21 protein-coding genes and 1 pseudogene are annotated in these 22,369 nt (G+C 72.8%); 9 read left to right on the top strand and 13 right to left on the bottom strand.

What is annotated here, in order from left to right; all coding sequences use genetic code 11:
* Positions 1 to 68 precede the first annotated feature (68 nt).
* Entirely contained in the window at positions 69 to 827 is a 759-nt protein-coding gene (locus GGE06_RS32080; protein ID WP_184932453.1) for a TetR/AcrR family transcriptional regulator, read from the top strand.
* A 350-nt stretch (positions 828 to 1,177) separates the two neighbouring features.
* Positions 1,178 to 2,812, top strand: a complete 1,635-nt coding sequence (locus tag GGE06_RS32075) for an amidohydrolase (RefSeq protein WP_184932451.1) — start codon at positions 1,178 to 1,180, stop codon at positions 2,810 to 2,812.
* Between the two features lie 18 nt (positions 2,813 to 2,830).
* Here GGE06_RS32075 and GGE06_RS32070 read toward each other — a convergent pair whose 3' ends face one another.
* On the bottom strand, positions 2,831 to 3,772 hold the full coding sequence (locus GGE06_RS32070; RefSeq protein WP_116161913.1) for a LysR family transcriptional regulator: 942 nt from the start codon (positions 3,770 to 3,772) through the stop codon (positions 2,831 to 2,833).
* Positions 3,773 to 3,842: 70 nt separating this feature from the next.
* Between GGE06_RS32070 and GGE06_RS32065 the strand changes: the two genes are divergently transcribed.
* The gene (locus tag GGE06_RS32065; RefSeq protein WP_184932450.1) at positions 3,843 to 5,003 is read left to right on the top strand and encodes a TDT family transporter; all 1,161 of its coding nucleotides are present in this window, start codon (positions 3,843 to 3,845) and stop codon (positions 5,001 to 5,003) included.
* Here GGE06_RS32065 and GGE06_RS32060 read toward each other — a convergent pair.
* From GGE06_RS32060 to GGE06_RS32045, 4 genes are all read right to left on the bottom strand, one after another.
* Positions 4,930 to 5,886, bottom strand: a complete 957-nt coding sequence (locus tag GGE06_RS32060) for a helical backbone metal receptor (RefSeq protein WP_184932449.1) — start codon at positions 5,884 to 5,886, stop codon at positions 4,930 to 4,932. The two genes, GGE06_RS32065 and GGE06_RS32060, sit on opposite strands and share 74 nt — an antisense overlap.
* Positions 5,883 to 6,434 carry a helix-turn-helix domain-containing protein gene (locus GGE06_RS32055; RefSeq protein ID WP_116161910.1) on the bottom strand — a complete coding sequence of 184 codons (552 nt, stop codon included), beginning with the start codon at positions 6,432 to 6,434 and terminating at the stop codon, positions 5,883 to 5,885. Before GGE06_RS32055 ends, GGE06_RS32060 begins: the two co-directional genes overlap by 4 nt.
* A gap of 143 nt (positions 6,435 to 6,577) precedes the next feature.
* Entirely contained in the window at positions 6,578 to 8,392 is a 1,815-nt protein-coding gene (locus tag GGE06_RS32050; RefSeq protein WP_116161909.1) for an ABC transporter permease/substrate binding protein, read from the bottom strand.
* On the bottom strand, positions 8,385 to 9,431 hold the full coding sequence (locus GGE06_RS32045; protein WP_181924674.1) for a quaternary amine ABC transporter ATP-binding protein: 1,047 nt from the start codon (positions 9,429 to 9,431) through the stop codon (positions 8,385 to 8,387). Before GGE06_RS32045 ends, GGE06_RS32050 begins: the two co-directional genes overlap by 8 nt.
* 253 nt (positions 9,432 to 9,684) lie before the next feature.
* Between GGE06_RS32045 and GGE06_RS32040 the strand changes: the two genes are divergently transcribed.
* Both GGE06_RS32040 and GGE06_RS32035 read left to right on the top strand, forming a co-directional pair.
* Entirely contained in the window at positions 9,685 to 10,617 is a 933-nt protein-coding gene (locus tag GGE06_RS32040) for a 5'-3' exonuclease (protein ID WP_184932448.1), read from the top strand.
* Between the two features lie 91 nt (positions 10,618 to 10,708).
* Positions 10,709 to 11,545, top strand: a complete 837-nt coding sequence (locus tag GGE06_RS32035) for a siderophore-interacting protein (RefSeq protein WP_116161907.1) — start codon at positions 10,709 to 10,711, stop codon at positions 11,543 to 11,545.
* Positions 11,546 to 11,585: 40 nt separating this feature from the next.
* Here the strand turns inward: GGE06_RS32035 and GGE06_RS32030 are convergent, their stop codons facing one another.
* Complete coding sequence (locus tag GGE06_RS32030; RefSeq protein ID WP_116161906.1) at positions 11,586 to 12,236, bottom strand: MerR family transcriptional regulator; 651 nt, start codon at positions 12,234 to 12,236, stop codon at positions 11,586 to 11,588.
* A gap of 206 nt (positions 12,237 to 12,442) precedes the next feature.
* On the opposite strand from GGE06_RS32030, the gene GGE06_RS32025 reads away from it, so the two are divergent.
* The 4 genes and pseudogenes from GGE06_RS32025 to GGE06_RS32015 all read left to right on the top strand — a co-directional run bounded on the left by GGE06_RS32025 (position 12,443) and on the right by GGE06_RS32015 (position 14,967).
* Positions 12,443 to 13,351, top strand: coding sequence for a hypothetical protein (locus tag GGE06_RS32025; RefSeq protein WP_184932533.1), 909 nt, complete (start codon positions 12,443 to 12,445; stop codon positions 13,349 to 13,351).
* A complete protein-coding gene (locus tag GGE06_RS32020; protein WP_184932447.1) occupies positions 13,348 to 13,797 on the top strand; it encodes an ABA4-like family protein in 450 nt (149 codons plus the stop codon). The genes GGE06_RS32025 and GGE06_RS32020 overlap by 4 nt, the downstream gene beginning before the upstream one ends.
* A gap of 64 nt (positions 13,798 to 13,861) precedes the next feature.
* Positions 13,862 to 13,945 (top strand): annotated as a pseudogene (locus GGE06_RS44290) (ADP-ribosylglycohydrolase family protein); the annotation flags it as partial.
* An 89-nt stretch (positions 13,946 to 14,034) separates the two neighbouring features.
* On the top strand, positions 14,035 to 14,967 hold the full coding sequence (locus tag GGE06_RS32015; RefSeq protein WP_116161903.1) for an ADP-ribosylglycohydrolase family protein: 933 nt from the start codon (positions 14,035 to 14,037) through the stop codon (positions 14,965 to 14,967).
* 21 nt (positions 14,968 to 14,988) lie between these two features.
* Here GGE06_RS32015 and GGE06_RS32010 read toward each other — a convergent pair whose 3' ends face one another.
* From GGE06_RS32010 to GGE06_RS31980, 7 genes are all read right to left on the bottom strand, one after another.
* Positions 14,989 to 15,792 carry a methyltransferase domain-containing protein gene (locus GGE06_RS32010; protein ID WP_116161902.1) on the bottom strand — a complete coding sequence of 268 codons (804 nt, stop codon included), beginning with the start codon at positions 15,790 to 15,792 and terminating at the stop codon, positions 14,989 to 14,991.
* Positions 15,793 to 15,818: 26 nt separating this feature from the next.
* Positions 15,819 to 17,234 carry a cytochrome P450 gene (locus tag GGE06_RS32005; protein WP_181924673.1) on the bottom strand — a complete coding sequence of 472 codons (1,416 nt, stop codon included), beginning with the start codon at positions 17,232 to 17,234 and terminating at the stop codon, positions 15,819 to 15,821.
* Positions 17,235 to 17,399: 165 nt separating this feature from the next.
* Positions 17,400 to 20,228, bottom strand: a complete 2,829-nt coding sequence (locus tag GGE06_RS32000; RefSeq protein ID WP_116165624.1) for a DEAD/DEAH box helicase — start codon at positions 20,226 to 20,228, stop codon at positions 17,400 to 17,402.
* Between the two features lie 161 nt (positions 20,229 to 20,389).
* A complete protein-coding gene (gene tatC / locus GGE06_RS31995; protein WP_184932532.1) occupies positions 20,390 to 21,289 on the bottom strand; it encodes a twin-arginine translocase subunit TatC in 900 nt (299 codons plus the stop codon).
* Between the two features lie 105 nt (positions 21,290 to 21,394).
* Positions 21,395 to 21,682 (bottom strand): Sec-independent protein translocase subunit TatA, encoded by a 288-nt coding sequence (gene tatA / locus GGE06_RS31990; protein ID WP_116161899.1) that lies wholly within the window; start codon positions 21,680 to 21,682, stop codon positions 21,395 to 21,397.
* Positions 21,683 to 21,867: 185 nt separating this feature from the next.
* A complete protein-coding gene (locus GGE06_RS31985) occupies positions 21,868 to 22,065 on the bottom strand; it encodes a hypothetical protein (protein WP_116161898.1) in 198 nt (65 codons plus the stop codon).
* A 35-nt stretch (positions 22,066 to 22,100) separates the two neighbouring features.
* A complete protein-coding gene (locus tag GGE06_RS31980; RefSeq protein ID WP_116161897.1) occupies positions 22,101 to 22,364 on the bottom strand; it encodes a CpXC domain-containing protein in 264 nt (87 codons plus the stop codon).
* Between the last annotated feature and the right edge of the window lie 5 nt (positions 22,365 to 22,369).

Raw genomic sequence — 22,369 nt, 5'->3', positions numbered from 1 at the left:
GCGGCCCTCCGGATGCGTATGTGCCCACCTGGTTGCTTATTGGTCGCACACTCAATAGCATCGCCGGTATGCCGTCAAGCGTCCAGCGCAAGAGAATTCGGAAAACGCCCGAGGCCCGGAGGGCGGAGATCGTCGAGACCGCGGCCCGCGTCGCCCTCACCGAGGGCCTGGAGTGCGTCACGCTCCGGCGCATCGCCGAGGAGCTCGCCGTACGACCCGGTCTGATCAGCCACTACTTCCCGTCGGCGGAGGATCTGGTCGCCGAGGCGTTCAGCGTCGCCGCCACCGGAGAGCTCGACGCCCTGCTGCCCGCCGACCGCCCGCACGGGTCCCCGACGCAGTACCTCGCGCGCTACTTCGCCCTCTCGGGCGGAGAGGCGTACGACGACATCAGCCGCCTGTGGATCAACGCCCGGCACCTCAGCCGCTACCGGCCCGTGCTCCGCGACCGGGTCGCCGAACAGGAGCTCGCCTCCGACGACCGCCTCTCGGACCTCATCCGCGAGGGCGTCGAACGGGGCGAGTTCCGCACGGACGACCCGCGCGCGGCGGCCATCCAGATCCTGGTGGTCGTCGACGGCCTCGGCGCCCACGCCAACACCGACCGGAGCGACCGACCGGAGGCGGTGACGCGGATGGCGGTGACGACGGCGGAACGGGAACTCGGTCTGCGGTACGGGGCTTTGACGGAGGTACGGCTACCGGCGGAGCTGGTCGCGCCGACCGGACAGGCCGGGCCGACGGATCCGGCCGAGTCGACGGATCCGGCCGATTCGACAGGACCGGCCCAGCTCGCCGAGCCGACTGAACCGACCAACTCGGCCTGACCGACCGGTCCAGCCGCACCGGCGGGACCGACCAGCTAGGCCTAGACGAGCGAGCCGTTCCGGCCGACCGAACCGGCAGTTCCGACCGAACCGGCTGGACCGGCTGGACCGGCTGGACCGGCCTAGCCGAGCGAGCCGGTCCGAGCGAACCGGTCCGACCGAGCGAGCCGGTCCGACCGAGCCGGCTGTTTCGGCCGAACCGGCTGTTTCGGCCGAACCGGCAGTTCCGACCGAACCGGCCGTTTCGGCCGAACCGGCAGTTCCGACCGAACCGGCAGTTTCGGCCGAACCGGCCGCGCCCACCGACCCCACCACCCCTCCCGCCCTTCGCACTTCCCCTGGAGCCACCCGTGCGCACCCGACTCGTCCTGCACTCCGCCCGTCTGCTCGACCCCGGCACGGGGGCGTTCCTGCCGGAGACGGCGCTCGCCGTCTCCGACGACGGCCGGATCTCCGCCCTGGGCGACGACCGCGAGATCCGGGCGCTGGCCGGTCCGGCGAGCACCGTCGTCGACCTCAAGGGGGCCGTCGTCACCCCGGGCTTCGTCGACGGCCACCTGCACCCGGTGACCGGCGCCGAACTCACCCACGGCCTCGACCTGTCGTACTGCGCCGACCTCGACGACGTGCGGGAGGCGCTGGCCCGCGAGGTGCGGAACCTCGACCGCGGCCAGTGGCTGTTCGGCTGGGGCCTGGACCCGAACGTCTTCGGCGACCGGCCCGTCGGCATCGCCCCCTTCGACGCGGTGCTCGACGGGATCCCGGCCTTCCTGCTGCTCTTCGACGCCCACTCGGCCCTGGCCAGCCGCCGGGCCCTCGAACTCGCCGGGGTCGACGGCCCCCGCACCTTCGACCAGGCCTCCGCCGAGGTCGTCTGCGACGCCGACGGGCGCCCGACCGGACTGCTCCAGGAGGACGCGGCCTGCGAGCTGGTCGAGCGGGTGGCCCCCCGGCCCACGCGCGAGGAGAGCCGGGAACGGCTCGCGGAGACGCTGCGGGGCATGGCGGCGGCGGGTCTCACCGGCGGCCACGCCATGGACGCCAACGGGGACAGCCTCGCCCTGTACGGCGAGCTCGACGCGGCCGGCGAGCTGCCGCTGCGGCTCCGGGTCGCGCCCTGGTGCCAGCCGGGCACCGACGCCGACGGCGTGCGCGCGCTGATCGAGCAGCAGGGCTTGGGCGGGGAGTTGTGGCGGGTCGCGGGCGTGAAGCTGTTCATGGACGGGACGATCGACAACGGCACGGCGTGGCTGGAGCGGCCGGACTGCCACGGCGAGTCCACGCACGCGTTCTGGCCGGACCCCGAGGCGTACACCCGGATCATCGGGGAGCTGCACCGGGCGGGTGTGCCGACGGCGACGCACGCGATCGGCGACGCGGCCGTACGGCACGTGCTCGACTCCGTCGAGAAGGCGCGGGCGGGCGGGGACGGCGGCGGTGCGGTACGGCACCGGGTCGAGCACATCGAGACGGTGCCGGACGACACGCTGCGCCGCTTCGCGGAGTTGGGCGTCCTGGCGTCGATGCAGCCGACGCACTGCTGCGACTTCACCCGCGCCGACCACACCGACAACTGGTCGCGGCGCCTCGGCGAGGAGCGCGCCGCGCGCGCATGGCGCTGCCGGGACCTGTCGGAGTCGGGGGCCACGGTCGTCCTCGGCTCGGACTGGCCGATCGCGCCGTTCCCGCCGCTGGGCGTGATGGCCGGGGCCCGGCACCGGCGCCCGAGCCGTGACCTCGGCCAGGCGCCGCACGGCCCGGAGCAGGCGCTGACGCCGCTGGAGGCACTGCGGGGGATCACGACGGCGGCGGCGTACGCGGCGGGCGAGGAGCACGAGGCGGGCCGTCTGGCCATGGGCTACCGCGCCGACCTGACGGCCCTCGCGGCGGACCCCCTGACGACCCCGTCGACGGACCTCCCGGACGTCCCGGTCCGCCTGACGACGGTGTCGGGCCGGGTGACGTTCCGGGCGGCCGATCTCTGACGGGACACCGCCCCGCGCCTACCCCCGCGTCAGCGACAGCAGGTCCCGCGCCGGGCCCGAGGGGCGGTGGCCCGCCGGCCAGACCGCGCGGAGGTCCCGGCGGAGGAGGACCCCCTTCACCGGGATGGCGACCAGGCGGCGCGACGCCAGCTCCTCCGTGATCGCGAGCTCGCTCAGGACGGCGGGCCCGGCGCCGCTCACCGCCGCCGCCTTCACCGCGGTCGTGGAGGCGAGTTCGAGGAGCGGCTGCGCGAGCCCCCCGTGCGCGGAGAGCGCCGCGTCGAGGACCTGACGGGTGCCCGAGCCGCGTTCCCGCAGGACCAGCGGGGTCGCGGCGAGCTCCGCCGGGTCGAGCGGGCTGCGGCGCCGGGCCCACGGGTGCGAGGGCGCGGCGACGAGCGCGAGCCGGTCATGGGCGACGACGACCCCGTCGAGGCCGTCCGGCACGGCGAGCCCCTCGACGAAGCCGACGTCCGCCTCGCCGGAGAAGAGGCGTTCGGCGACGGCGGCGGAGTTCCCGGCCTGCAGCGACACCGCGGTGTCGGGGCGCTCCGCGTGCAGCGCGATCAGCCAGCCCGGCAGCAGGTACTCGGCGATCGTCATCGACGCGGCCACCCGCAGCCGCGAGTCCCGCCGCCCGCGCAGCGCCTGCGCGCCCGCGTCGAAGGCCTCCGCGGCCTCCACGATCCGCCGCGCCCAGTCGGTGACGAGCGCGCCCGCGTCGGTGAGCCGGGAGCCGCGCGGCGAACGGTCGAGGAGGGCCACGCCGAGCTGCCGCTCCATCGAGCGGATGCGGCTGCTGGCCGCGGGCTGGGTGATCCCGACCTCGCGGGCCGCCGCGCCGAGGCTGCCGTGCCGGGCGACGGCGAGGAGCAGTTCGAGCGCGCCGAGGTCGGGCACCCGGTGGGAGAGGCCCCGGTGGAGGAGGGGGGTGGGCGTCGCGCCCGGCTCGCTGCTCATAAGGTCAGCTTATGGCCTCATAGCCACAACGTCCCTGGTGGGGGCCGTTCCGGCGCGAAACGATCGACACATGGCAAGCCTCGCACCTTCCGTCCCCGCTCTTCGCGCCACCACCCCCGGCGCCCGGGCGACCCGCTCCGTCCGCCACCTCGGACCCAACTGGTACGCCTCCGTGATGGGCACGGCCATCGTCGCCAACGCCGGCGCCGCCCTCCCCCTCGACGTCCCCGGTCTCCGCACGGCCTGCGCCGCCGTCTGGGCCCTGTCGCTCGCGATGCTGCTCACCCTCCTCGCCGCCCGCGCCACGCACTGGGCCCGCCACCGGGACCAGGCCCGCGCCCATCTGATGGACCCGGCGACGGCGCCGTTCTACGGCTGTCTGTCGATGGCGCTGCTCGCGGTCGGCGGCGGGGCGGTGATCGTGGGCCGCGACTGGATCGGGCTCCCGGCGGCCGTCGCCCTCGACACCGTCCTGTTCACCGCCGGAACGGTGATCGGCCTGGCGGCGGCGGTGGGCATCCCGTACCTCATGGTGGTGCACCACAAGATCGAGGGCGCCTCCCCGGTGTGGCTGCTGCCGGTCGTCGCCCCCATGGTCTCCGCCGCGCTCGGCCCGCTGCTCGTGCCCCATCTGCCCGCCGGACAGGCCCAGCAGACCCTGCTGATCGGCTGCTACGCGCTGTTCGGCGTCAGCCTGCTCGCCACCCTGGTCATGCTGCCGCTGGTCTTCGGACGGCTCGTCACCGGCGGCCCGCTGCCGCTCGCGCTGACCCCGACCCTCTTCCTGGTCCTCGGCCCGCTGGGCCAGTCGACGACCGCCGCGAACAAGTTCGCCGACACGGCCGCGGGCGTGCTGCCCGCCCCGTACGCCCACGGCTTCGCCGCCTTCGCCGTCCTCTACGGGGTGCCCGTGACGGGCTTCGCGCTGCTGTGGCTGGCGCTCGCCGGGGCGATGGTGCTGCGGGCGCGGCGGCGGGGCATGGGCTTCGCGATGACCTTCTGGGCGTTCACCTTCCCGGTCGGCACGTGTGTGACCGGCGCCGAGGGACTGGCCCTGCACACCGGTCTGGACGCCTTCCGATGGCTGGCGATCGGCCTGTACGCGCTCCTCGTGGCGGCCTGGCTGGTGGCCGGTTTCCACACCCTGCGCGGGCTGTTCAGCGGTGCGCTGCTCGCAGCGCCCGGGACAGCACCCGCGGCGCCTCGGCCAGTGACGGCCCGTACCACGTGAGCATGCGCCCGTCGACGAGGGCGGCGGCTGTCCCGGGGAAGGCCTCGGGGCCGTCGTCGCGCGTGAAGCGGTAGGGCTCGTCGGGCAGGACGACGAGGTCGGGGCGCGCGGCGCGGAGCTCGTCGAGCGGGAGCCGGGGATAGCGCTCGGGGTGGTCGTCGTACAGATTCCGCACGCCGAGGCGGGCGAGCAGATCACCCGCGAAGGTGTCACACCCGAGCACCATCCAGGGCCGCCGCCAGATCGGCACGACGGCGGTGACGGGCCCCGGCGGCACGACGCCGGTGACGGGCCCCCGCGGCACGACGCCGGTGACGGGCCCCCGCGGTCCGGCGGAGGCGACCGACCTCAACGACCCCACGGCGCCAGTCGACCCCGGCAGCCCCACGGCGCCGGCCGACCCCGGCAGCCCCACGGCGCCGGTCGCCCCCGGCGGCCCCGCAGCACCGATCGGCCCCACCGGCCCGCCGGAGGCGACCGGTCCCACCGGTTCCACCGCCGCCCAGGCCTCCTCCGCCTCCACCAGCCACCGGGGCCTCGCAGGCGCCCCGCACGCCGCCAGGACCCGTTCCAGTTCCCGGAAGGCCTGGTCGAGGGTGCGGATCTCCGTGACGAGGACGTCGAGTCCCGCCGCCCTCAGCGCGTCGAGGTCGGGGGCGCGGTTCTCCTCCTCGTTGGCGAGGACGAGGTCCGGCCGGAGCGCGGTGATCGCCGCGACGTCGGGGTTCTTCGTGCCGCCGACGCGGGCGACGTCGAGCCCCGCGGGGTGACTGCACCAGTCCGTCGCGCCGACGAGGAGGCCGGGCGCGGTCACGGCGACGGTCTCGGTGAGGGACGGCACGAGGGAGACGACCCTCCGCACGGTCCCCCGGACGGCCGTCATTCCACCTCGGCCTCGACGTGGTCCCCGATGGCGACGACGAGGAGGCGGGTGCCGGGCTCGGTGGCGCGCCAGCGGTGCCGTACCCCGCCGGAGAGGTACAACGTGTCGCCGCGGCCGAGCCGGTGGGCGCGGCCCTCGGCCTCGACCTCGGCGGCGCCGTCGGCCACGTAGAGGAGTTCGTCGTTCCGGTGCTGGAACTCGCGCCCCGCGTCCTGCTCGCCGGTGAACTCCAGGGCGTGCAGCTGGTGGCGGCCGCGGACCAGCGCGCGGACGCCCGGGGGCATGCCCGGGGTGCGCTCCCCGGCCCGTACGACGTCGACCGTGCGGGAGGCCTCGGCGGCGGCGAGGAGTTCGCCGGCGGTGGTCTCCAGGGCCTCGGCGACGAGTTCGAGGGAGCGGCGGCTGGGGCGGGCGCGCTCGTTCTCGACCTGGCTGAGGAAGGGCACGGAGAGGCCACTGCGGGAGGCGACGACGGCCAGGGTCAGCTGGAGCGCTCTGCGGCGCCTCTTGACGGCCGCGCCCACGCGGGGTGCTTCCTTCTCGTCCATGTCGACTCCCTCCCTCTGCTCGTACCGGTCGGTTACCTGAACCTTACGCAGCTTTGGGTCGGGGTTTCGCGTCGTGACGAAAAGGGGTGGTCGCCGAACACGTTCGGCGACCACCCCTTTTCAGCCAGTGAGGAAGAGACGGGTCACTGTGGGGTGAGCTTCTCCGCGAGGCCCGGGTTCCGGTCCAGCCAGGTGCGGACGGCCTGCTGCTCCTTGCCCTTGCCGGTCTCCTGGATGACGGCCTCGAGGTCCGTGAGCTGCTTCTCGGTCAGCGAGAAGTTCTTCAGCCAGGCGCCGACCTCGGGGTTCTCCGCGGCGAATCCCTTGCGGGCGAGGGTGTGGACGCCGTCGCCCTCGCCCCAGGAGCCCTTGGGGTCCTTGAGCTTCTTCAGGTCGTGGGCGGAGTAGGCCCAGTGCGGGGACCAGAGGGTGACGACGACGGGTTCCTTGCGGTCGTACGCCCGCTTCAGCTCGGCCAGCATGCCGGGCGTGGAGCCGTCGACGACCTTGTACTCGCCCTCCAGGCCGTACTCCTTGAGGACCTTGTCCTTGAGGATGCCCATCATTCCGGCGCTGGGCTCGATGCCGACGATGCGGCCCTTGAACTGCCCGGCCTTCCCCTTGAGGTCGGCGAGGGAGTCGACGCCCTTCACGTACGAGGGGACGGAGAGCTCCAGGGAGGTGGGGCCGTACCAGGAGCCGAGGTCCTCCAGCTTGTTCTGGTACTTCTTCCAGTACTGGGCGTGGGTGACGGGGAGCCAGGCGTCGGTCTGGAAGTCGAGCTGCCCGCCCGCGAGGCCGGTGTAGAGGGCGCCGGCCTCCAGCTGCTTGGTCTCGACCTCGTAGCCGCGGCGCTCCAGGAGCTCCTTCCAGAGGTACGTGGAGGCGATGCCCTCGTCCCAGGGGATGTAGCCGATGCTGACCTTCTTGCCGTGGCCGCCGTTCGTACCGGAGGCGGTGGTGGAGGTCGCGCCGCCGGAGCCGCCGAGGAAGCCCATGCCGCCGGCGGCGAGGGCGAGGACGACGACGCCGACGAGGGCGGTGACGGGCTGCGGGCGGTGGGCCCACAGCTTCGCGCCGACCCGCTTCGCGCCGAGCGCGGCGCGGGCCTTGGCGGCGGCGCGGCGCCCCAGCGGGGAGACCTGGCGGCCGAGCGCGCCGGTCATCCGGTCCAGGTACATGGCGAGGACGACGATGGAGACGCCGGCCTCGAAGCCGAGGCCGATGTCGACGTTGCCGATGGCGCGGTAGACGGCGCCGCCGAGCCCGCCGCCGCCGACCATGCCGGCGATGACGACCATGGAGAGGCCGAGCATGATGACCTGGTTGACGCCCGCCATGATGGTCGGCAGGGCGAGCGGCAGCTGCACGCGCAGCAGCGTGTTGCGCGGGGTGGTGCCGAACGCCTCGGCGGCCTCGACGAGTTCGCCGTCGACCTGGCGGATGCCCAGCTCGGTCATGCGCACGCCCGGGGGCAGCGCGAAGACGATGGTGGCGATGATGCCGGGGACCACGCCGACGCCGAAGAAGATGATGCCGGGGATGAGGTAGACCATCGCCGGCATGGTCTGCATGAAGTCGAGGACGGGCCGCAGGACGGCGCTGACGGTCTTCGAGCGGGCCGCCCAGATGCCGAGAGGGACGGCGATCACCAGGGTGACGAGGGTGGAGACGAGGACGAGGGAGAGCGTCGCCATGGCCTCGTCCCACAGCTGGACCGAGTCGACGAGCACGAAGCCCGCGAAGGCCAGGACACCGGCGGCGAGTCCACGCAGCCACCAGGCGACGACGGCGAGGATGCCGGCGAAGAGCAGCGGCTGGGGCGCGGACAGGACGGCGTCGATGCCGTCGTAGAGGCCGGTGACGCCGGTGCTGACGGCGTCGAAGAGCCAGGAGAACTGGGCCTGGAGCCAGTCGACGGAGCTGTCGACCCACTGGCCGAGGGGGAGCCTAGGCATGGGCGGTCACCTCCTGGGACGCCAGTCCGCCCAGCACGGCGAGAAGCTTTTCCTTCCGTACGACTCCGAGGGCGGAGCCGCCGGAGTCCTGGACGACCACCGGGTGCGGGCCCTCGGCGGCGAGGGCGCAGAGGTCGGCGAGGAGGGTGTCGGGGCCGACGGCCGGGGCGTCCGGGGCGACGGGCCCGGTGGGCGCGGTCATGACGGCGGCGGCGGTGAGCACCCGGGAGCGGTCGACGTCCTGGATGAAGGAGGCGACGTAGTCGTCGGCGGGGCGGACGAGGATGTCCTCGGCGGTGCCGAGCTGGACGATCCTGCCGTCGCGCATGACGGCGATCCGGTCGCCGAGGCGCATGGCCTCGTTGAGGTCGTGGGTGATGAAGACGATGGTCTTCTTCAGGCGCTGCTGGAGCACGAGGAGCTGGTCCTGCATGTCGCGGCGGATCAGCGGGTCGAGCGCGCTGAAGGACTCGTCCATCAGGAGCAGGTCGGCGTCGGTGGCGAGGGCGCGGGCGAGGCCGACGCGCTGCTGCATGCCGCCGGAGAGCTCGTCGGGCCAGGACTTCTCCCAGCCGGCGAGACCGCAGAGTTCGAGGGCCTCGGCGGCGCGGGTCTCGCGCTCGGCGCGGGGCACGCCCTGGACCTCCAGGCCGTAGGCGGCGTTCTCCAGGACGTTTCGGTGCGGGAAGAGCGCGAAGTGCTGGAAGACCATGCTGATCTTGGTGGAGCGGACCTCGCGCAGCTCGCGGGGGGAGAGCGCGGTGAGGTCGTTGCCGTCGTAGAGGACGCGCCCCGCGGTGGGTTCCAGCAGGCCGTTGAGCATGCGGAGGAGGGTGGACTTCCCGGAGCCGGACAGGCCCATCACGACGAAGATCTGACCGGGGTCGACGGTGAAGCCGGCGTCGACGACCGCGGCGGTCGTCCCTTCGGCGCGCAGCTCGTCGCGGTCGGCACCGTCGGCGAGCCGGCGGACGGCTTCGTCGGGTCGTCTGCCGAACACCTTGTACAGATGGTCGGCCTGGAGCCTGGACACATACACCTCACGGGTAGCAATGAAGAACGGCCCCACCACCCCCGCGCGGCTGGGCCGTGGAGCGGGCGGGATCGGCCCGCGAGCCCGTCGCGTACGGGATTCCTTTTCGTTGAATTCCGTACCGGGTTCCGCTCCGGGCTCGCGCCTGCCCGGCTTCACAGGCTGCAAACGCAAAGGTGACGGGGGTCACGCGGGCGGGTCCGAGGTGGGGAGCGCGCGACGGCCTGTCGCCCGGAGGGCACTGTCGGTGGGGTGCGGCATGATCGGGGGTGTGACGCGACGCCTGATGCTCCTCGACACCGCCAGCCTCTACTTCCGCGCGTACTTCGGCGTGCCGGACTCCGTCCGGGCGCCGGACGGCACCCCGGTGAACGCCGTGCGCGGGCTGCTCGACTTCATCACCCGGCTCGTCCAGGACCACCGCCCCGACGATCTGGTGGCCTGCTGGGACGAGGACTGGCGGCCGCAGTGGCGGGTCGACCTGATCCCCTCGTACAAGGCGCACCGGGTGGCCGTGGAGACGGAGACGGGCCCCGACGAGGAGGAGGTCCCCGACACCCTGTCCCCGCAGGTGCCGGTGATCGAGGAGGTCCTGGCGGCGCTCGGCATCGCGCGGGTCGGGTCGGCGGGGTTCGAGGCGGACGACGTGATCGGGACGCTGACGGCGCGCGCCGGCGGGCCGGTGGACATCGTCACCGGCGACCGCGACCTGTTCCAGCTGGTGGACGACGCCCGGGGCATCCGCGTGCTCTACCCGCGCAAGGGCGTCGGCGACTGCGACCTGGTGGACGCGGAGCTGATCCGGACGAAGTACGGGGTGCGGCCCGACCAGTACGCCGACTTCGCGGCACTGCGCGGGGACGCCAGCGACGGGCTGCCCGGGGTGAAGGGCATCGGCGAGAAGACGGCCGCGCAGCTGATCACGGAGTACGGGGACCTGGCGGGCGTCCGGGCGGCGGCGGAGGACCGGACGTCGAAGCTGACGCCGGCGAAGCGGCGCGGGATCGTGGAGGCGGCCGCGTACCTGGACGTGGCGCCGACGGTGGTGCGGGTCGCCGCCGACGCGCCGCTCCCGGAGTTCGACCCGGCGCTGCCGGCCGCTCCCCGCGATCCGGCGGCCCTGGAGGCGCTGGTGAAGCGCTGGGGTCTGGGCGGCGCCGTGGGCCGTCTCCTGCCGGTCCTGGAGCGCTGAGCACGCGGGTCTCACCGGCGGCTCTGGGCCCCACTTGCCACGGGATGCTAGCTTAGGCATACCTAAGTACGCAGAGTCAGGAGAGCCCGTCGTGGCAGAGCAGCCGGCCCGCAAGGCACCGAAGGCCACCGAAGCGCGTGTGGTGCACACCGAGCGGATCACCCCGCACATGGTGCGGGTCGTGCTGGGCGGTCCCGGACTCGACGGCTTCGCGGCGGACACGTACACCGACCACTACGTGAAGCTGCTCTTCGCCCCGGAGGGCGTCTCCTACCCGGAGCCGTTCGACATGGAGCGGATCCGGGCGGAGTTCCCCCGGGAGCAGTGGCCGACGACGCGGACGTACACGGTGCGGGCCTGGGACCCGGTCCACCGCGAGCTGACCATCGACTTCGTGGTCCACGGCGACGAGGGCCTGGCGGGCCCGTGGGCGGCGCGCGCCCGGGCGGGCGAGACCGTGCGCTTCCTCGGCCCCGGCGGCGGCTACGCGCCGGACGCCGCGGCGGACTGGCACCTGCTCGCCGGTGACGAGAGCGCGCTGCCGGCGATCGCGGTGGCCTTGGAGCAGCTGCCCGAGGGGGCCAGGGCGCACGTCCTGATCGAGATCGCGGACGCGGCCGAGGAGCAGAAGCTGGCCACGGCGACGGGCATAGACGTCACCTGGCTGCACCGGGGCGACCGCCCGACGGGCGAGGCGCTGGTCGAGGCGGTCACGACCCTGGACTTCCCGGCGGGCGACGTGCACGCCTTCGTCCACGGCGAGGCGGGCTTCGTCAAGGAGCTGCGCCGGCACCTGCGGCTCGACCGGGGCGTGCCCCGGGAGCGCCTGTCGATCTCGGGCTACTGGCGCCTGGGCAAGACGGACGAGGGCTGGCGCGCGATGAAGCGCGAGTGGAACGACCAGGTGGAGCGCGAGCAGGAGAACTGAGACGAGGGGCCCGGGGCGGCGAAAGCCCCGGGCCCCTTCGTCACTCCGCTCCCCCGCCCTGCTCCTGCGGGCCGAAGACCTGGTTCGAGGCGTCCATGTGGGCCAGGCGGCGCAGCGAGGAGAACATCGCGTCGCCGAGGACCGTGCCGACGACCGCGCTCTCGACGAACTCCTCCCGCGCCACGTGCTGCGCCACGTACTCCAGGTCGGCCCGCGCGACCTTCTCCGCCGCGTCCGCGTACGTGTCCAGGACCTCGACGAACCGGCCGTGCCCGAGATCGGCGAGCGCCACGAGGGTCACCGCGAGGGCCTCCGCCGCCGGTCCGGCCGGGTCGGCGTGCCAGCCGCGCGCCGCGATCAGCCCGGCGACCGTCTTCCGCGCCTCCTCGACGCCGTCCCCGGGCTCGCGGTCGTAGCGCGGCACCAAGGGCTTGGTCGCCTCGCCCAGCACGTCGTGCACCGACTCCTCGGGATCGTCGACCGCGACCACCACGCCCCGGATCGCCGCCACCGACAGGCCGCCCACGTCGAGGAGCGCCCGGATCAGGCGGAGCCGCCGCACGTGCGTCTCTCCGTACGAAGCCTGGTTCGGGCTCGTCAGCTCACCGGCGGGCAGCAGCCCTTCCCGTACGTAGAACTTGATCGTCGGCACCGACACCCCGGTCCTGCGGCTCAACTCTCCGATGCGCACAGCGCGTTCACCTTCCAGATTCCTCTCCGGCCTTGCCGACCGACAACTCCATCATAGATAGTGGCGCTATCAGATAGCGGCGAGTGCCACTATCCATAGATCACGGGGGGATCCGTATGTCTTCGTCACCGTCTTCGTCACGCCCGCACACCTCGGTCACGCCACCGGCCCGGCTTCACCGCCCCCTGGTCTGGTTCTCCGCCTCGATGGCCGTCCTCGCCGTCGTCTCCGCCGTCGGCATCGTCGTCGACGACCGGATGCTGGTCGGCGTCCCCATCTGGACCAAGCCGTTCAAGTTCTCGGTCTCGTTCGTCGCCTACGGGCTCTCGCTGGCCTGGATGCTCTCACTGCTCCCCCGCGGCCGGCGGGCCGGCTGGTGGGCCGGGACGGTGCTCACCGTCGCCAGCGTCGTCGAGATGGTGCTGATCACCCTCCAGGTGGTCCGCGGCACCCAGAGCCACTTCAACCAGGCCACCCCCTTCGACACCGCCGTCTTCCAGATCATGGGCGGCACCGTCGCCGTGCTCTGGCTGTGCGCCCTGGTCATCGCGGTGCTCCTGCTCCGCGCCCGGATCCTCGACCGGGCGATGGCCTGGGCGGTCCGACTGTCCTCCCTGATCGCCCTTGCGGGCGCGGCCGTCGGCTTCCTGATGGTCCGTCCGACGCCGGAACAGCTGGCCACCGACAACCCGACGATCGTCGGCGCCCACAGCGTCGGCGTCCCGGACGGCGGCCCGTCGATGCCGATCACCGGCTGGGCGAGCAATGGCGGCGACCTGCGGATCCCGCACTTCTTCGGCATGCACGCGCTCCAGCTGCTCCCGCTGCTGCTGATCGCCCTGGCCGCCCTCGCCACCCGATTCCCGGGCCTGGTCCGCCTGGCCGACGAGCGGGTACGGCTGCGCCTCACGCTCACGGCCTCGGCGGCGTACGCGGCGACCTTCGTCCTGCTGACCTGGCAGGCCCTGCGCGGTCAGGCGCTGTTCGCACCGGACGGCGCGACGCTGGCGGGCGCGGCCGCGATCGTGCTCGTGGGCGGGGCGGCAGCGGCGCTGTCCCTCCGCACCCCCAAGACCACCACCTCCCCCTCCCGCACCGAGAAGGTCACGGCATGACCGGCTTCCTCTTCGAGCTCACGTTCCTCCTCGCGGCGCCGGTCTGGCTGCTGATGATCTTCGCGCCGCGCCGGCGGGTCACAGAACGGCTCGCGGCCTCACCGCTGACCGTCCTGCCGATCCTGGCCCTGTGGGCGGTGTTCGCCGCCCCGGTCCTGCCCGAACTGTGGGCGGCGGTCAGCAGCCCCGACATCGACGTCTTCCGCGACCTCACCGCCCTCGCGAACGGCGCGGGCGCCCTCTGGGCCCAGGTCATCGCCTGGGACCTCCTCCTCGGCCAGTGGATGTACCGCGAGTCCCGCCGGCTCTCGATCTCCCCGCTCCTGATGGCCCCGGTGCTCCTCGTGACCATCCTCCTCTCGCCGATCGGGCTGCCCCTGTTCCTGGCCGTCCGCGCGATCTGGACGTCCAGGAGGAAGCAACAACCGTCGCTCGTACGGGCGTGACGTCCTGGGGGCGGACCACCGGCCACCGCGGGGACGAGGTGGCCGCTCGGTCTACCCTGACCGGATGCCGGACATCGACCGCGCCGTGGGCGCCGTACTGGGTTCCGCCGTCGGGGACGCGCTGGGAGCTCCCTTCGAGTTCGGCCTGCCCGGTGTCTTCCGGGAGCGATTCCCCGACGGCGTCGGGGAGTTGTGCGGGGGCGGGGGCGAGGTGGCCGCTCGGTCTACCCTGACCGGATGCCGGACATCGACCGCGCCGTGGGCGCCGTACTGGGTTCCGCCGTCGGGGACGCGCTGGGAGCTCCCTTCGAGTTCGGCCTGCCCGGTGTCTTCCGGGAGCGATTCCCCGACGGCGTCGGGGAGTTGTGCGGGGGCGGGGGCTGGGATCCGGGCGAGGCGACGGACGACACGCAGATGGCGGTCCTCGTCGGGGAGTCCCTCCTCGAACGGGGCGGCCTCGACCTGCCGGACGTCTTCGCCCGCTTCCAGCGCTGGGCGGCTGCCGCCCCCAAGGACATCGGCCTGCAGACCGAGCAGGTCCTCCTGGGCGGCGACCCCTGGGACGTCGCGGCCGCGCTTCACTTCCAGGTCAACGGGCGCGCCGCCGGGAACGGTTCGCTGATGCGGGCCTCGACCTCGGCCGTCTACTTCGCGACGCGGGGCCGGGACCACACGATGGAGGCCGCCCGGCGCATCGCCGCCCTGACGCATGGCGACGGCGCCGCCTGGGAGGGCACGGCGATCCTCCACGAACTGGTCCGGGTCGCCCTCCTCGGCGAGGACCCGCTCGCCGCAGTGCCCGCCACGCTGGCCGAGGTGACCCCCGCACACCGCGAGCGCTGGGCGACCGCCCTCGCCCCCGACTGGCAGCCGTCCGACGCCACCGAGTTCAACGGGGCGGTCTGGCCCTGTCTCGGCTCGGCGGTCTGGGCGCTGCGCACCACCGGCTCCTTCGAGGAGGCTCTCGCCGCCGCCGTCGACCTCGGCGGCGACACCGACACGGTGGCGGCCGTGACGGGCACCCTCGCGGGCGCGGTGTACGGACCCGACGCCATCCCCACCCGCTGGACGCCCCTCCTCCACGTCCCCCTCCCCGGCTCCGCCGACCGCGTCCTCACCGCCGAGGACCTCCGACACCTGGCCGAATCCCTCGCCACGGCCGGGCGCTGACCGCACGGGGCCGACGGCCCGTCAGACGGTCGTCCCCTTCCGCGCCGTGAGCTGGAAGAGTCGTGCCGTGTGCATGTAGGGAGCACGCGCGGTCGTGGCGAGTTCCAGGCGTTCCAGGTCCGCGTAGTACGCCGGGTCGTACTTGCGGGCGTCGTCGGTGAGGTAGTCGCAGAAGCTGCGGATGCCGTAGTGGCGAACGTCCTGGCAGCCGAGGTTCTCCAGGACCGGGATGATCTCCTCCGCCGTGTGGAGGGCCAGGTCGGAGTCGAACATCTCGTTCCGGAGCCGGTTGCCATCCAGGGCCGCCAGGGCGGCGGCAGGGTCCAGCTCCCGGACGGCGATGTTCAGGGGCGCCGAGTGCCGGTTGATCGCCATCACGGAGAACAAGCCTCCTTCCTTCAGCGGGGCCAGCGCCGTCGCCAGGGTGTCGGGCACGTCGTCCACGTACTGCAGCAGGTTGTGGCACAGCACCACGTCGAAGCCGCCCCCGGTGATCTCCGCCGGCAGTGCGTGCACATCGGCCCTGACACAGGTCACCCGCTCCGTCAGCCCCCTCTCCTCGGCCCGCGCCTCCGCCGCGGCCAGCATGGCCGGCGCGAGGTCGACGACGGTGACGTGGTGACCCTGCGCGGCGAGCCGCATCGCGTCACCGCCGTCGCCGCCCGCGAGGTCGAGGATCCGCAGCGGCCCGCCCCCGGGGCCCTCGTCGAGGTGGCGCATCAGGTTCGCCTCGGCGAGCGTGTAGCGGAGGCGGCCCCAGGGGGCGTCCTGCCATTCCTGCCAGGTGGCCATCGCGGTGTCGAACTTTTCGTGATCTTGAGCCATTCCGCGACGATAACGTCAGCCGCGTCTCACTTCCGCGCCCGGACCGTGGCGAGGACGTCGCGGTCCGGCTGGAGGGTGAGGCTGGGGACCGGGAGGATCTCGTCCGTCGTGAGGTCCAGGTGGTAGCGGCGGGCCAGGACCGCGAGGACGAGGACCGCCTCGACGAGGGCGAAGCGGGTGCCGAGGCAGACCCGGGGGCCGCCGCCGAAGGGGAACCAGGCGTATTCGGGTATCTCCTGGGCCGGTTCGCCCTCCTGGTCGATCCACCGCTCGGGGCGGAAGGCCTCGGCGTCGCCGTACCACCGGGGGTCGCGGTGGGTCGCCCACTGGCTGGACCAGACGCGGGTGCCGGCGGGCACGGGCATGCCGCGGAGGGTGGCGCCCTCCTTCGCCAGGCCGGTGAGCAGCCAGATCGTGGGGTACAGCCGGAGGGTCTCCTTGATGACCGCCTGGGTGTACGTCAGGGACGCGTAGTCGTCGTAGCCGGGCTCGTGGTCGGCGAGGACCCGGTCGAGCTCGTCCGTGAGCGCCTCGCGGACCCGGGGGTTGCGGGAGAGCAGGTACCAGGCCCAGACGAGGGTGGAGCTCGTCGTCTCGTGGCCGCCGATGTAGAGGGTGACGGTCTCGTCCCGTATCTCCTGGTCGGAGAGCGCCGCGCCGGTCTCGTCCCTTGCGGCGAGCAGACGGCTGAGCAGGTCGGGACGCTCGGTCTCGCCGTCCCGGTGCTGGGACACGACGCGGGCGACCTCCGCGTCGATGACGGCGGTGGCACGCTTGATCCGGGCGCGGCCGGGGGTGGGGACCCAGTCGGGCAGGACCGCTCCGATGCCGCTGAACTCGGCCCCGATCTCCTTCTGCGCGATGTCCATGGCCTGCCCGATGGCCTCGGCGTCCGCCGCCGTGTCGACGCCGAAGATGGTGCGGACGGCGACGAGTTGGGTGAGGGCGGCCATCTCCTTCTTGACGTCGACCCGCTGCCCGTCGCTCCACCGGTCGGCGAGGGCGACGGCGCACTCGGCCATCGTCGCCGCGTAGGAGCGGACCTGCTTCGGGCGGACGGAGGGCTGCACGAGGGACCGCTTGCGCCGCCAGTCCGCGCCCTTGGAGACGATGACGCCGTTGCCCAGGAGCGTACGGAAGGCGATGCCCAGGTCGGGCTGGTCGAAGGTGCGCTCGACCTCCGTGAGGAGCTCGCCGACGGCTTCGGGGTCCGCGATGAAGAGCGAGGGCTTGGCGCCGAAGCGCCAGCGGACGAAGTCACCCCGCCCCCGCAGCTCCTCGAAGAACGCGAGGGGGTTCTTCCCGAAGGCGGGCAGGTTCCCGAGGAAGGGCACCCCCCTCGGCCCCTCGACGACAACCGGAGCTTCCGTCGAGGCCTCCTCCCCCGTCGGCCGCCCCTCGTCCCGTGTCCCGGCATGCGAATGACCTGCTTGCGTGGCCATGTACGTCCCCTCCCCAACTGACCTTCCCTGCTTGCGAGTCCATGCAAGCGGAACGGCCCCGCACACGCCACCCCTGTGGACAGCCACCTGTGGACAACCTCTGTCGGCGGTATGCCAAGGGCCCGTGGCGCGCACGCCACGGGCCCCTCGACGACCGCCGGTCCGTCAGCCCACGGAGCTGTAGGCGACGACGCCGCGCAGCAGCGCGTCCACGGCCTTGCGGGCGTTCTTGGCGACCGTGCTGTTCTCCTTGGGGGCCGCCGCGGCGATCTGTCCGAGGACGTCGATCACCTGCTTGCACCAGCGGACGAAGTCGCCCGCGGGCATCTCCGCCTCGCGGAGCACCTCGTCGAGGCTCTTGTCGGAGGCCCACTGGTAGGCGGCCCAGGCGAAGCCGAGGTCGGGCTCGCGCTGCCCGACGCCCTCCGCCTGGTTGATCTTGAACTCCTCTTCGAGGGCGTCGAGCCGGCCCCAGATCCGGACCATCTCGCCGAGCGCCGCCTTGGCGTTGCCCGTGGGCAGCTTGGGTGCGACGGCGTCGTCGGCCTGCCGCGCCTCGAACACCAGGGCCGAGACGCAGGCGGCGAGTTCGGCCGGGGTGAGGCCCTCCCAGACCCGGTCGCGGAGGCATTCGCTCGCGAGCAGGTCGAGTTCGCCGTAGAGCCGGGCGAGCCGCTTGCCGTTGTCGGTGACCTCGTCGCCGCGCAGGTAGTCGAGCTCGGTGAGCAGCGCGACGATCCGGTCGAAGGTGCGGGCGATGGTGTTGGTGCGGCCCTCGATGCGCCGCTCCAGCTGCTGGGTGTCGCGCTGGAGGCGGTGGTAGCGCTCGGCCCAACGGGCGTGGTCCTCGCGCTCGTCGCAGCCGTGGCAGGGGTGCGCGCGGATCTCGGTGCGCAGCCGGGCGATCTCGCGGTCGTCGGCGGCGGCGGCGCGCTGCCGCTGGTGGCGCTCGGGGTTGATGTGCCCGGCCTTGCTCCGCAGGGCGGAGGCGAGGTCGCGGCGGGACTGCGGGGAGCGCGGGTTGAAGGACTTGGGGATCCTCATGCGCTCCAGTGCCTCGACGGGGACCGGGAAGTCGATGGAGGCGAGCCTCTTGACCTGCCGCTCGGCGGTGAGGACGAGGGGGCGCGGTCCGTCGTGGTGCTCGAAGCCACGGTGGCCGTTGGTGCGGCCGGCCGGGATGCCGGGGTCGAGGACCAGGGCGAGGCCCGCGAACTTGCCGGTGGGGACGTGGATGACGTCGCCGGGCTTGAGCTTCTCCAGGGAGCTGGCGGCCTGGGCGCGGCGCTGGGCGGCGCCCTGCCGGGCCAGCTCGGTCTCGCGGTCCTTGAGGTCGCGGCGGAGCCGCGCGTACTCCTCGAAGTCCCCGAGGTGGCAGGTCATGCCCTCGCGGTAGCCCTGGAGCCCCTCCTCGTTCCGCTGGACCTGGCGCGAGATGCCCACGACGGAGCGGTCGGCCTGGAACTGCGCGAAGGAGGTCTCCAGGAGCTCGCGGGAGCGGTGCCGCCCGAACCCTTCGACGAGGTTGACCGCCATGTTGTACGAGGGCTTGAAGCTGGAGCGCAGCGGGTACGTGCGCGTGCCGGCGAGTCCGGCGAGGTGCTCCGGGTCGAGTCCGCGCTGCCAGAGCACGACGGCGTGGCCCTCGACGTCGATGCCGCGGCGGCCGGCACGGCCGGTGAGCTGGGTGTACTCGCCGGGGGTGATGTCCGCGTGCTGCTCGCCGTTCCACTTGACGAGCTTCTCCAGGATGACCGTGCGCGCGGGCATGTTGATGCCGAGGGCGAGGGTCTCGGTGGCGAAGACGGCCTTGACGAGGCCGCGGACGAAGAGCTCCTCGACGACCTCCTTGAAGGTCGGGAGCATGCCGGCGTGGTGGGCGGCGATGCCCCGCTCCAGGGCTTCGAGCCACTCGTAGTAGCCGAGGACGTGGAGGTCCTCGGTGGGGATCGCGGCCGTGCGCGCCTCGACGATCTCGCGGACGCGCAGGCGTGCGTCGTCGTCGTTGAGCCGGAGTCCGGCGTAGAGGCACTGCTGGACGGCGGCCTCGCAGCCGGCGCGGCTGAAGATGAAGGTGATGGCGGGCAGGAGTCCCTCGGCGTCGAGGCGCTCGATGACCTCGGGCCGGCCGGGGGTCCAGATCCGGGAGCGCTGGCGGCGCTCGCGCTCGCGGTCGGCCTCGCGGACCATCTTGCCGCGCCGCCGGTCGCGCGGGTTGTACGTGCGCGTGTTCTCGGTGCGGGCGAGGCGGAGGAGGTCGGGGTTGAGCTCGCGCCGGGACGCGCCGCGGCCGCCGTGGTCGGTCTCCTCCTCGAAGAGGTCGTACATCCGGCGTCCGGCGAGGACGTGCTGCCAGAGGGGTACGGGGCGGCTCTCCGAGACGATGACCTCGGTGTCGCCGCGGACGGTGTCCAGCCAGTCGCCGAACTCCTCGGCGTTGGACACGGTCGCGGAGAGCGAGACGAGGGTGACGGACTCGGGGAGGTGGATGATCACTTCCTCCCAGACGGCGCCGCGGAAGCGGTCGGAGAGGTAGTGGACCTCGTCCATCACGACGTATCCGAGGCCGGAGAGGGCCTGGGAGCCCGCGTACAGCATGTTGCGGAGGACTTCGGTGGTCATGACGACGATCGGGGCGTCGCCGTTCACGCTGTTGTCACCGGTGAGCAGGCCGACCTTGTCGGCGCCGTACCGCTTGACGAGATCGGCGTACTTCTGGTTCGACAGCGCCTTGATGGGGGTCGTGTAGAAGCACTTGCGGCCCTGGGCGAGGGCGAGGTGGACGGCGAACTCGCCGACGATGGTCTTGCCGGAGCCCGTGGGCGCGGCGACGAGCACGCCCTTCCCCGCTTCGAGCGCCTGGCAGGCCTCGATCTGGAAGGGGTCCAGACCGAAGTCGTACAGCTCGCGGAAGGGTGCCAGGGCGGTGCGCTGCTCGGCGTTGCGGGCGCGGGCGGCCGCGTACGCCTGGGCTGGTGTGAGGTCCTCTGTCATCTTGTTGTCGAGCCTACCCGCCACCTGTGACAGTGACGCGATCTTTAACGAGGGGATGCGGAGGGCTCGGTTCCGGGATGCGCCGAGGGCCCCGGGACACGCCGAGGGGCCCCGGACCGGGTCCGGGGCCCCTCGGCGATCGGATGACGCCGTCTACGCGATCAGGTGATGTCGTCGTAGCCGTTGAGCCGCTGCGCGCTCGCGCCGTGCTCGCCGGTGGCCTGCTCGGGCAGGGCACCGGCCGTGACCACGGGCTCGACGGCCCCGACGGCCTCGGGGGTGAGGTCGAGCGAGGAGGCCTCGTCGTCGTCGAGCTCGGCGTCCGGGTTGGCGCGCCGGCGGCGCCGGTCGTTCAGGAGCGCGAAGCCGACCGCACCGAAGTAGAGGATGCTGATGGGCCCGGCCAGGGCCATCATGCCGACGGGGTCGGTGGTCGGGGTGATCACGGCGCCGAAGACGAAGACGCCCATGATCACGCCGCGCCACCAGCGGGCCATGCGACGGCCGCTGAGGACACCCGTCAGGTTGAGCATCACCAGGACGAGCGGGAGCTCGAAGGCGAGGCCGAAGACGAGCACCATGCGCAGGGTGAAGTCGAGGACGTCGCCGAGCGAGAGGATGTTCGCGGAACCCTCGGGCGTGAGGCTGATGAGGACCTTCACGCTGACGGGGAGGATGAGGTACGCGAGGTAGGCGCCGGCCGCGAACAGCGGCACGGCCGCGCCGACGAACGCGTACGTGTACTTCTTCTCGTTCTTGTGCAGTCCGGGCGCGACGAAGGCCCACAGCTGGTAGAGCCAGACGGGGCTGGCGACGACGAGGCCCGCCGTCATGGACAGCTGGATCGTCGTGCTGAAGGGGGCCATCAGCGTGTTGAAGGAGACGATCGCGCAGTTGCCGCCGTTGCTGCTGACGCCCTGTGCGCAGGTGGGCACGGATCTCGTCAGGAACTGCATGAGCTCCTCGCTGTACACGAGGGCCACGATCGTCACCGCTGCGATGGCGAGGAGACCCTTCGCCAGTCGGTTGCGGAGTTCACGCAGGTGCTCCACGAGGGGCATCCGACCCTCGGGATCCTTGACCTGCTTGCGGGCAGACTTGGGCAACCCACGTCCTCATCTCGTGCGGCAGGCCGCCGCACGGTGCGGCGGCCGCGGCGGACCGGGTCAGCGCTTGGTGGTGTCCGAGGGCTCGGTCACGGGACGCGCGCTGGTCACGTCGCCGGGAGCGGCCTGGATGGTGCGCGCGGCGGGCTCCTGCGTGCCGGTCCCGGCGTGCGGCGGGTCGGCGGGGGCGCTCTGCTGGTCGTCCGCCTTCATCGCCTTGGCCTCGCTCTTGAGGATGCGGGCCGACTTGCCCAGCGAGCGCGCCATGTCCGGGAGCTTCTTGGCGCCGAACAGCAGGATGACGACGACGAGGATGAGAATGATCTCGGTGGGGCCGAGCCTACCCATAGCTGTTTACCTTCTTCACCGAGGCGACAGGGAGTGCGTGCCCGGCGGGTCGGACGTGCGTCCGGCCACCGCGCTGCCTGCGATCGTAACCCGCAGGAGTAAACGCGGGGCAATGCCCCTGCATACTCCGGATTGCGTCGCGCCAGCTCTCACCGAAGCCGCTTCGCGCAGCGTACGGCACCTGCTCAGCGGAGCGTCTCGCCGGTTCGGGCGAGGCCGACGGCGGCGCTCTCGAGCTCCTCGGCGGCCGACTGGATCCGCTGTGTGGTGTGGGCCACTTGACGGCCGAGGCGCTGGACCTCCAGGAACACCTTGACGGCGAGGACGCCGAGGACGGCGATGCCGAGGAAGCCGAGTGCGACGGCGAGCATGGGCCAGAACATGTGCTGAGCCTAGACCTTGGGCAGGTGGGGGTCGTTCAGACGGTGGTGTGCAGGCGGAGGGTGCGGACGCCGCCGCCGGTGAGGAGTTCGACGATGCGCTCGCCCGCGGGCTTGCGGACGGAGCTGCCGCACTCGGGGCAGGTGAAGGAGTAGAAGGTGGTGCGACGGCTCGCGCCGATGGCGAGGCGCAGGGCGCTCGCGGAGAGTTCGAAGCGCGAGCGGCAGTCGGGGCAGGCGGCCTTGAAGAGGACCGGGGCCATGGTAGCCGCAAAACCGTGCATCACGGACATCTCCCTCATCTCTC

The organism is Streptomyces nymphaeiformis (genome assembly GCF_014203895.1).
GTDB classification, from domain to species: Bacteria; Actinomycetota; Actinomycetes; order Streptomycetales; family Streptomycetaceae; genus Streptomyces; species Streptomyces nymphaeiformis.
This window is presented reverse-complemented; position numbering and strand designations above follow the sequence as displayed.

Excerpts from the sequence above, each read along its gene's own strand:
- GGE06_RS32010 (WP_116161902.1), bottom strand. The coding sequence starts at position 15,792 with ATGGCTCAAGATCACGAAAAGTTCGACACCGCGATGGCCACCTGGCAG.
- GGE06_RS32020 (WP_184932447.1), top strand. The coding sequence starts at position 13,348 with ATGACCGGCTTCCTCTTCGAGCTCACGTTCCTCCTCGCGGCGCCGGTC.
- GGE06_RS32005 (WP_181924673.1), bottom strand. The coding sequence starts at position 17,234 with ATGGCCACGCAAGCAGGTCATTCGCATGCCGGGACACGGGACGAGGGG.
- GGE06_RS32060 (WP_184932449.1), bottom strand. The coding sequence starts at position 5,886 with ATGACGGCCGTCCGGGGGACCGTGCGGAGGGTCGTCTCCCTCGTGCCG.
- GGE06_RS32040 (WP_184932448.1), top strand. The coding sequence starts at position 9,685 with ATGATCGGGGGTGTGACGCGACGCCTGATGCTCCTCGACACCGCCAGC.
- GGE06_RS32065 (WP_184932450.1), top strand. The coding sequence starts at position 3,843 with ATGGCAAGCCTCGCACCTTCCGTCCCCGCTCTTCGCGCCACCACCCCC.
- GGE06_RS32015 (WP_116161903.1), top strand. The coding sequence starts at position 14,035 with ATGCCGGACATCGACCGCGCCGTGGGCGCCGTACTGGGTTCCGCCGTC.
- GGE06_RS31980 (WP_116161897.1), bottom strand. The coding sequence starts at position 22,364 with ATGAGGGAGATGTCCGTGATGCACGGTTTTGCGGCTACCATGGCCCCG.
- GGE06_RS32080 (WP_184932453.1), top strand. The coding sequence starts at position 69 with ATGCCGTCAAGCGTCCAGCGCAAGAGAATTCGGAAAACGCCCGAGGCC.
- GGE06_RS32055 (WP_116161910.1), bottom strand. The coding sequence starts at position 6,434 with ATGGACGAGAAGGAAGCACCCCGCGTGGGCGCGGCCGTCAAGAGGCGC.
- GGE06_RS32025 (WP_184932533.1), top strand. The coding sequence starts at position 12,443 with ATGGCCGTCCTCGCCGTCGTCTCCGCCGTCGGCATCGTCGTCGACGAC.
- GGE06_RS31985 (WP_116161898.1), bottom strand. The coding sequence starts at position 22,065 with ATGTTCTGGCCCATGCTCGCCGTCGCACTCGGCTTCCTCGGCATCGCC.
- GGE06_RS32070 (WP_116161913.1), bottom strand. The coding sequence starts at position 3,772 with ATGAGCAGCGAGCCGGGCGCGACGCCCACCCCCCTCCTCCACCGGGGC.
- GGE06_RS32050 (WP_116161909.1), bottom strand. The coding sequence starts at position 8,392 with ATGCCTAGGCTCCCCCTCGGCCAGTGGGTCGACAGCTCCGTCGACTGG.
- GGE06_RS32000 (WP_116165624.1), bottom strand. The coding sequence starts at position 20,228 with ATGACAGAGGACCTCACACCAGCCCAGGCGTACGCGGCCGCCCGCGCC.
- tatA (WP_116161899.1), bottom strand. The coding sequence starts at position 21,682 with ATGGGTAGGCTCGGCCCCACCGAGATCATTCTCATCCTCGTCGTCGTC.
- tatC (WP_184932532.1), bottom strand. The coding sequence starts at position 21,289 with ATGCCCCTCGTGGAGCACCTGCGTGAACTCCGCAACCGACTGGCGAAG.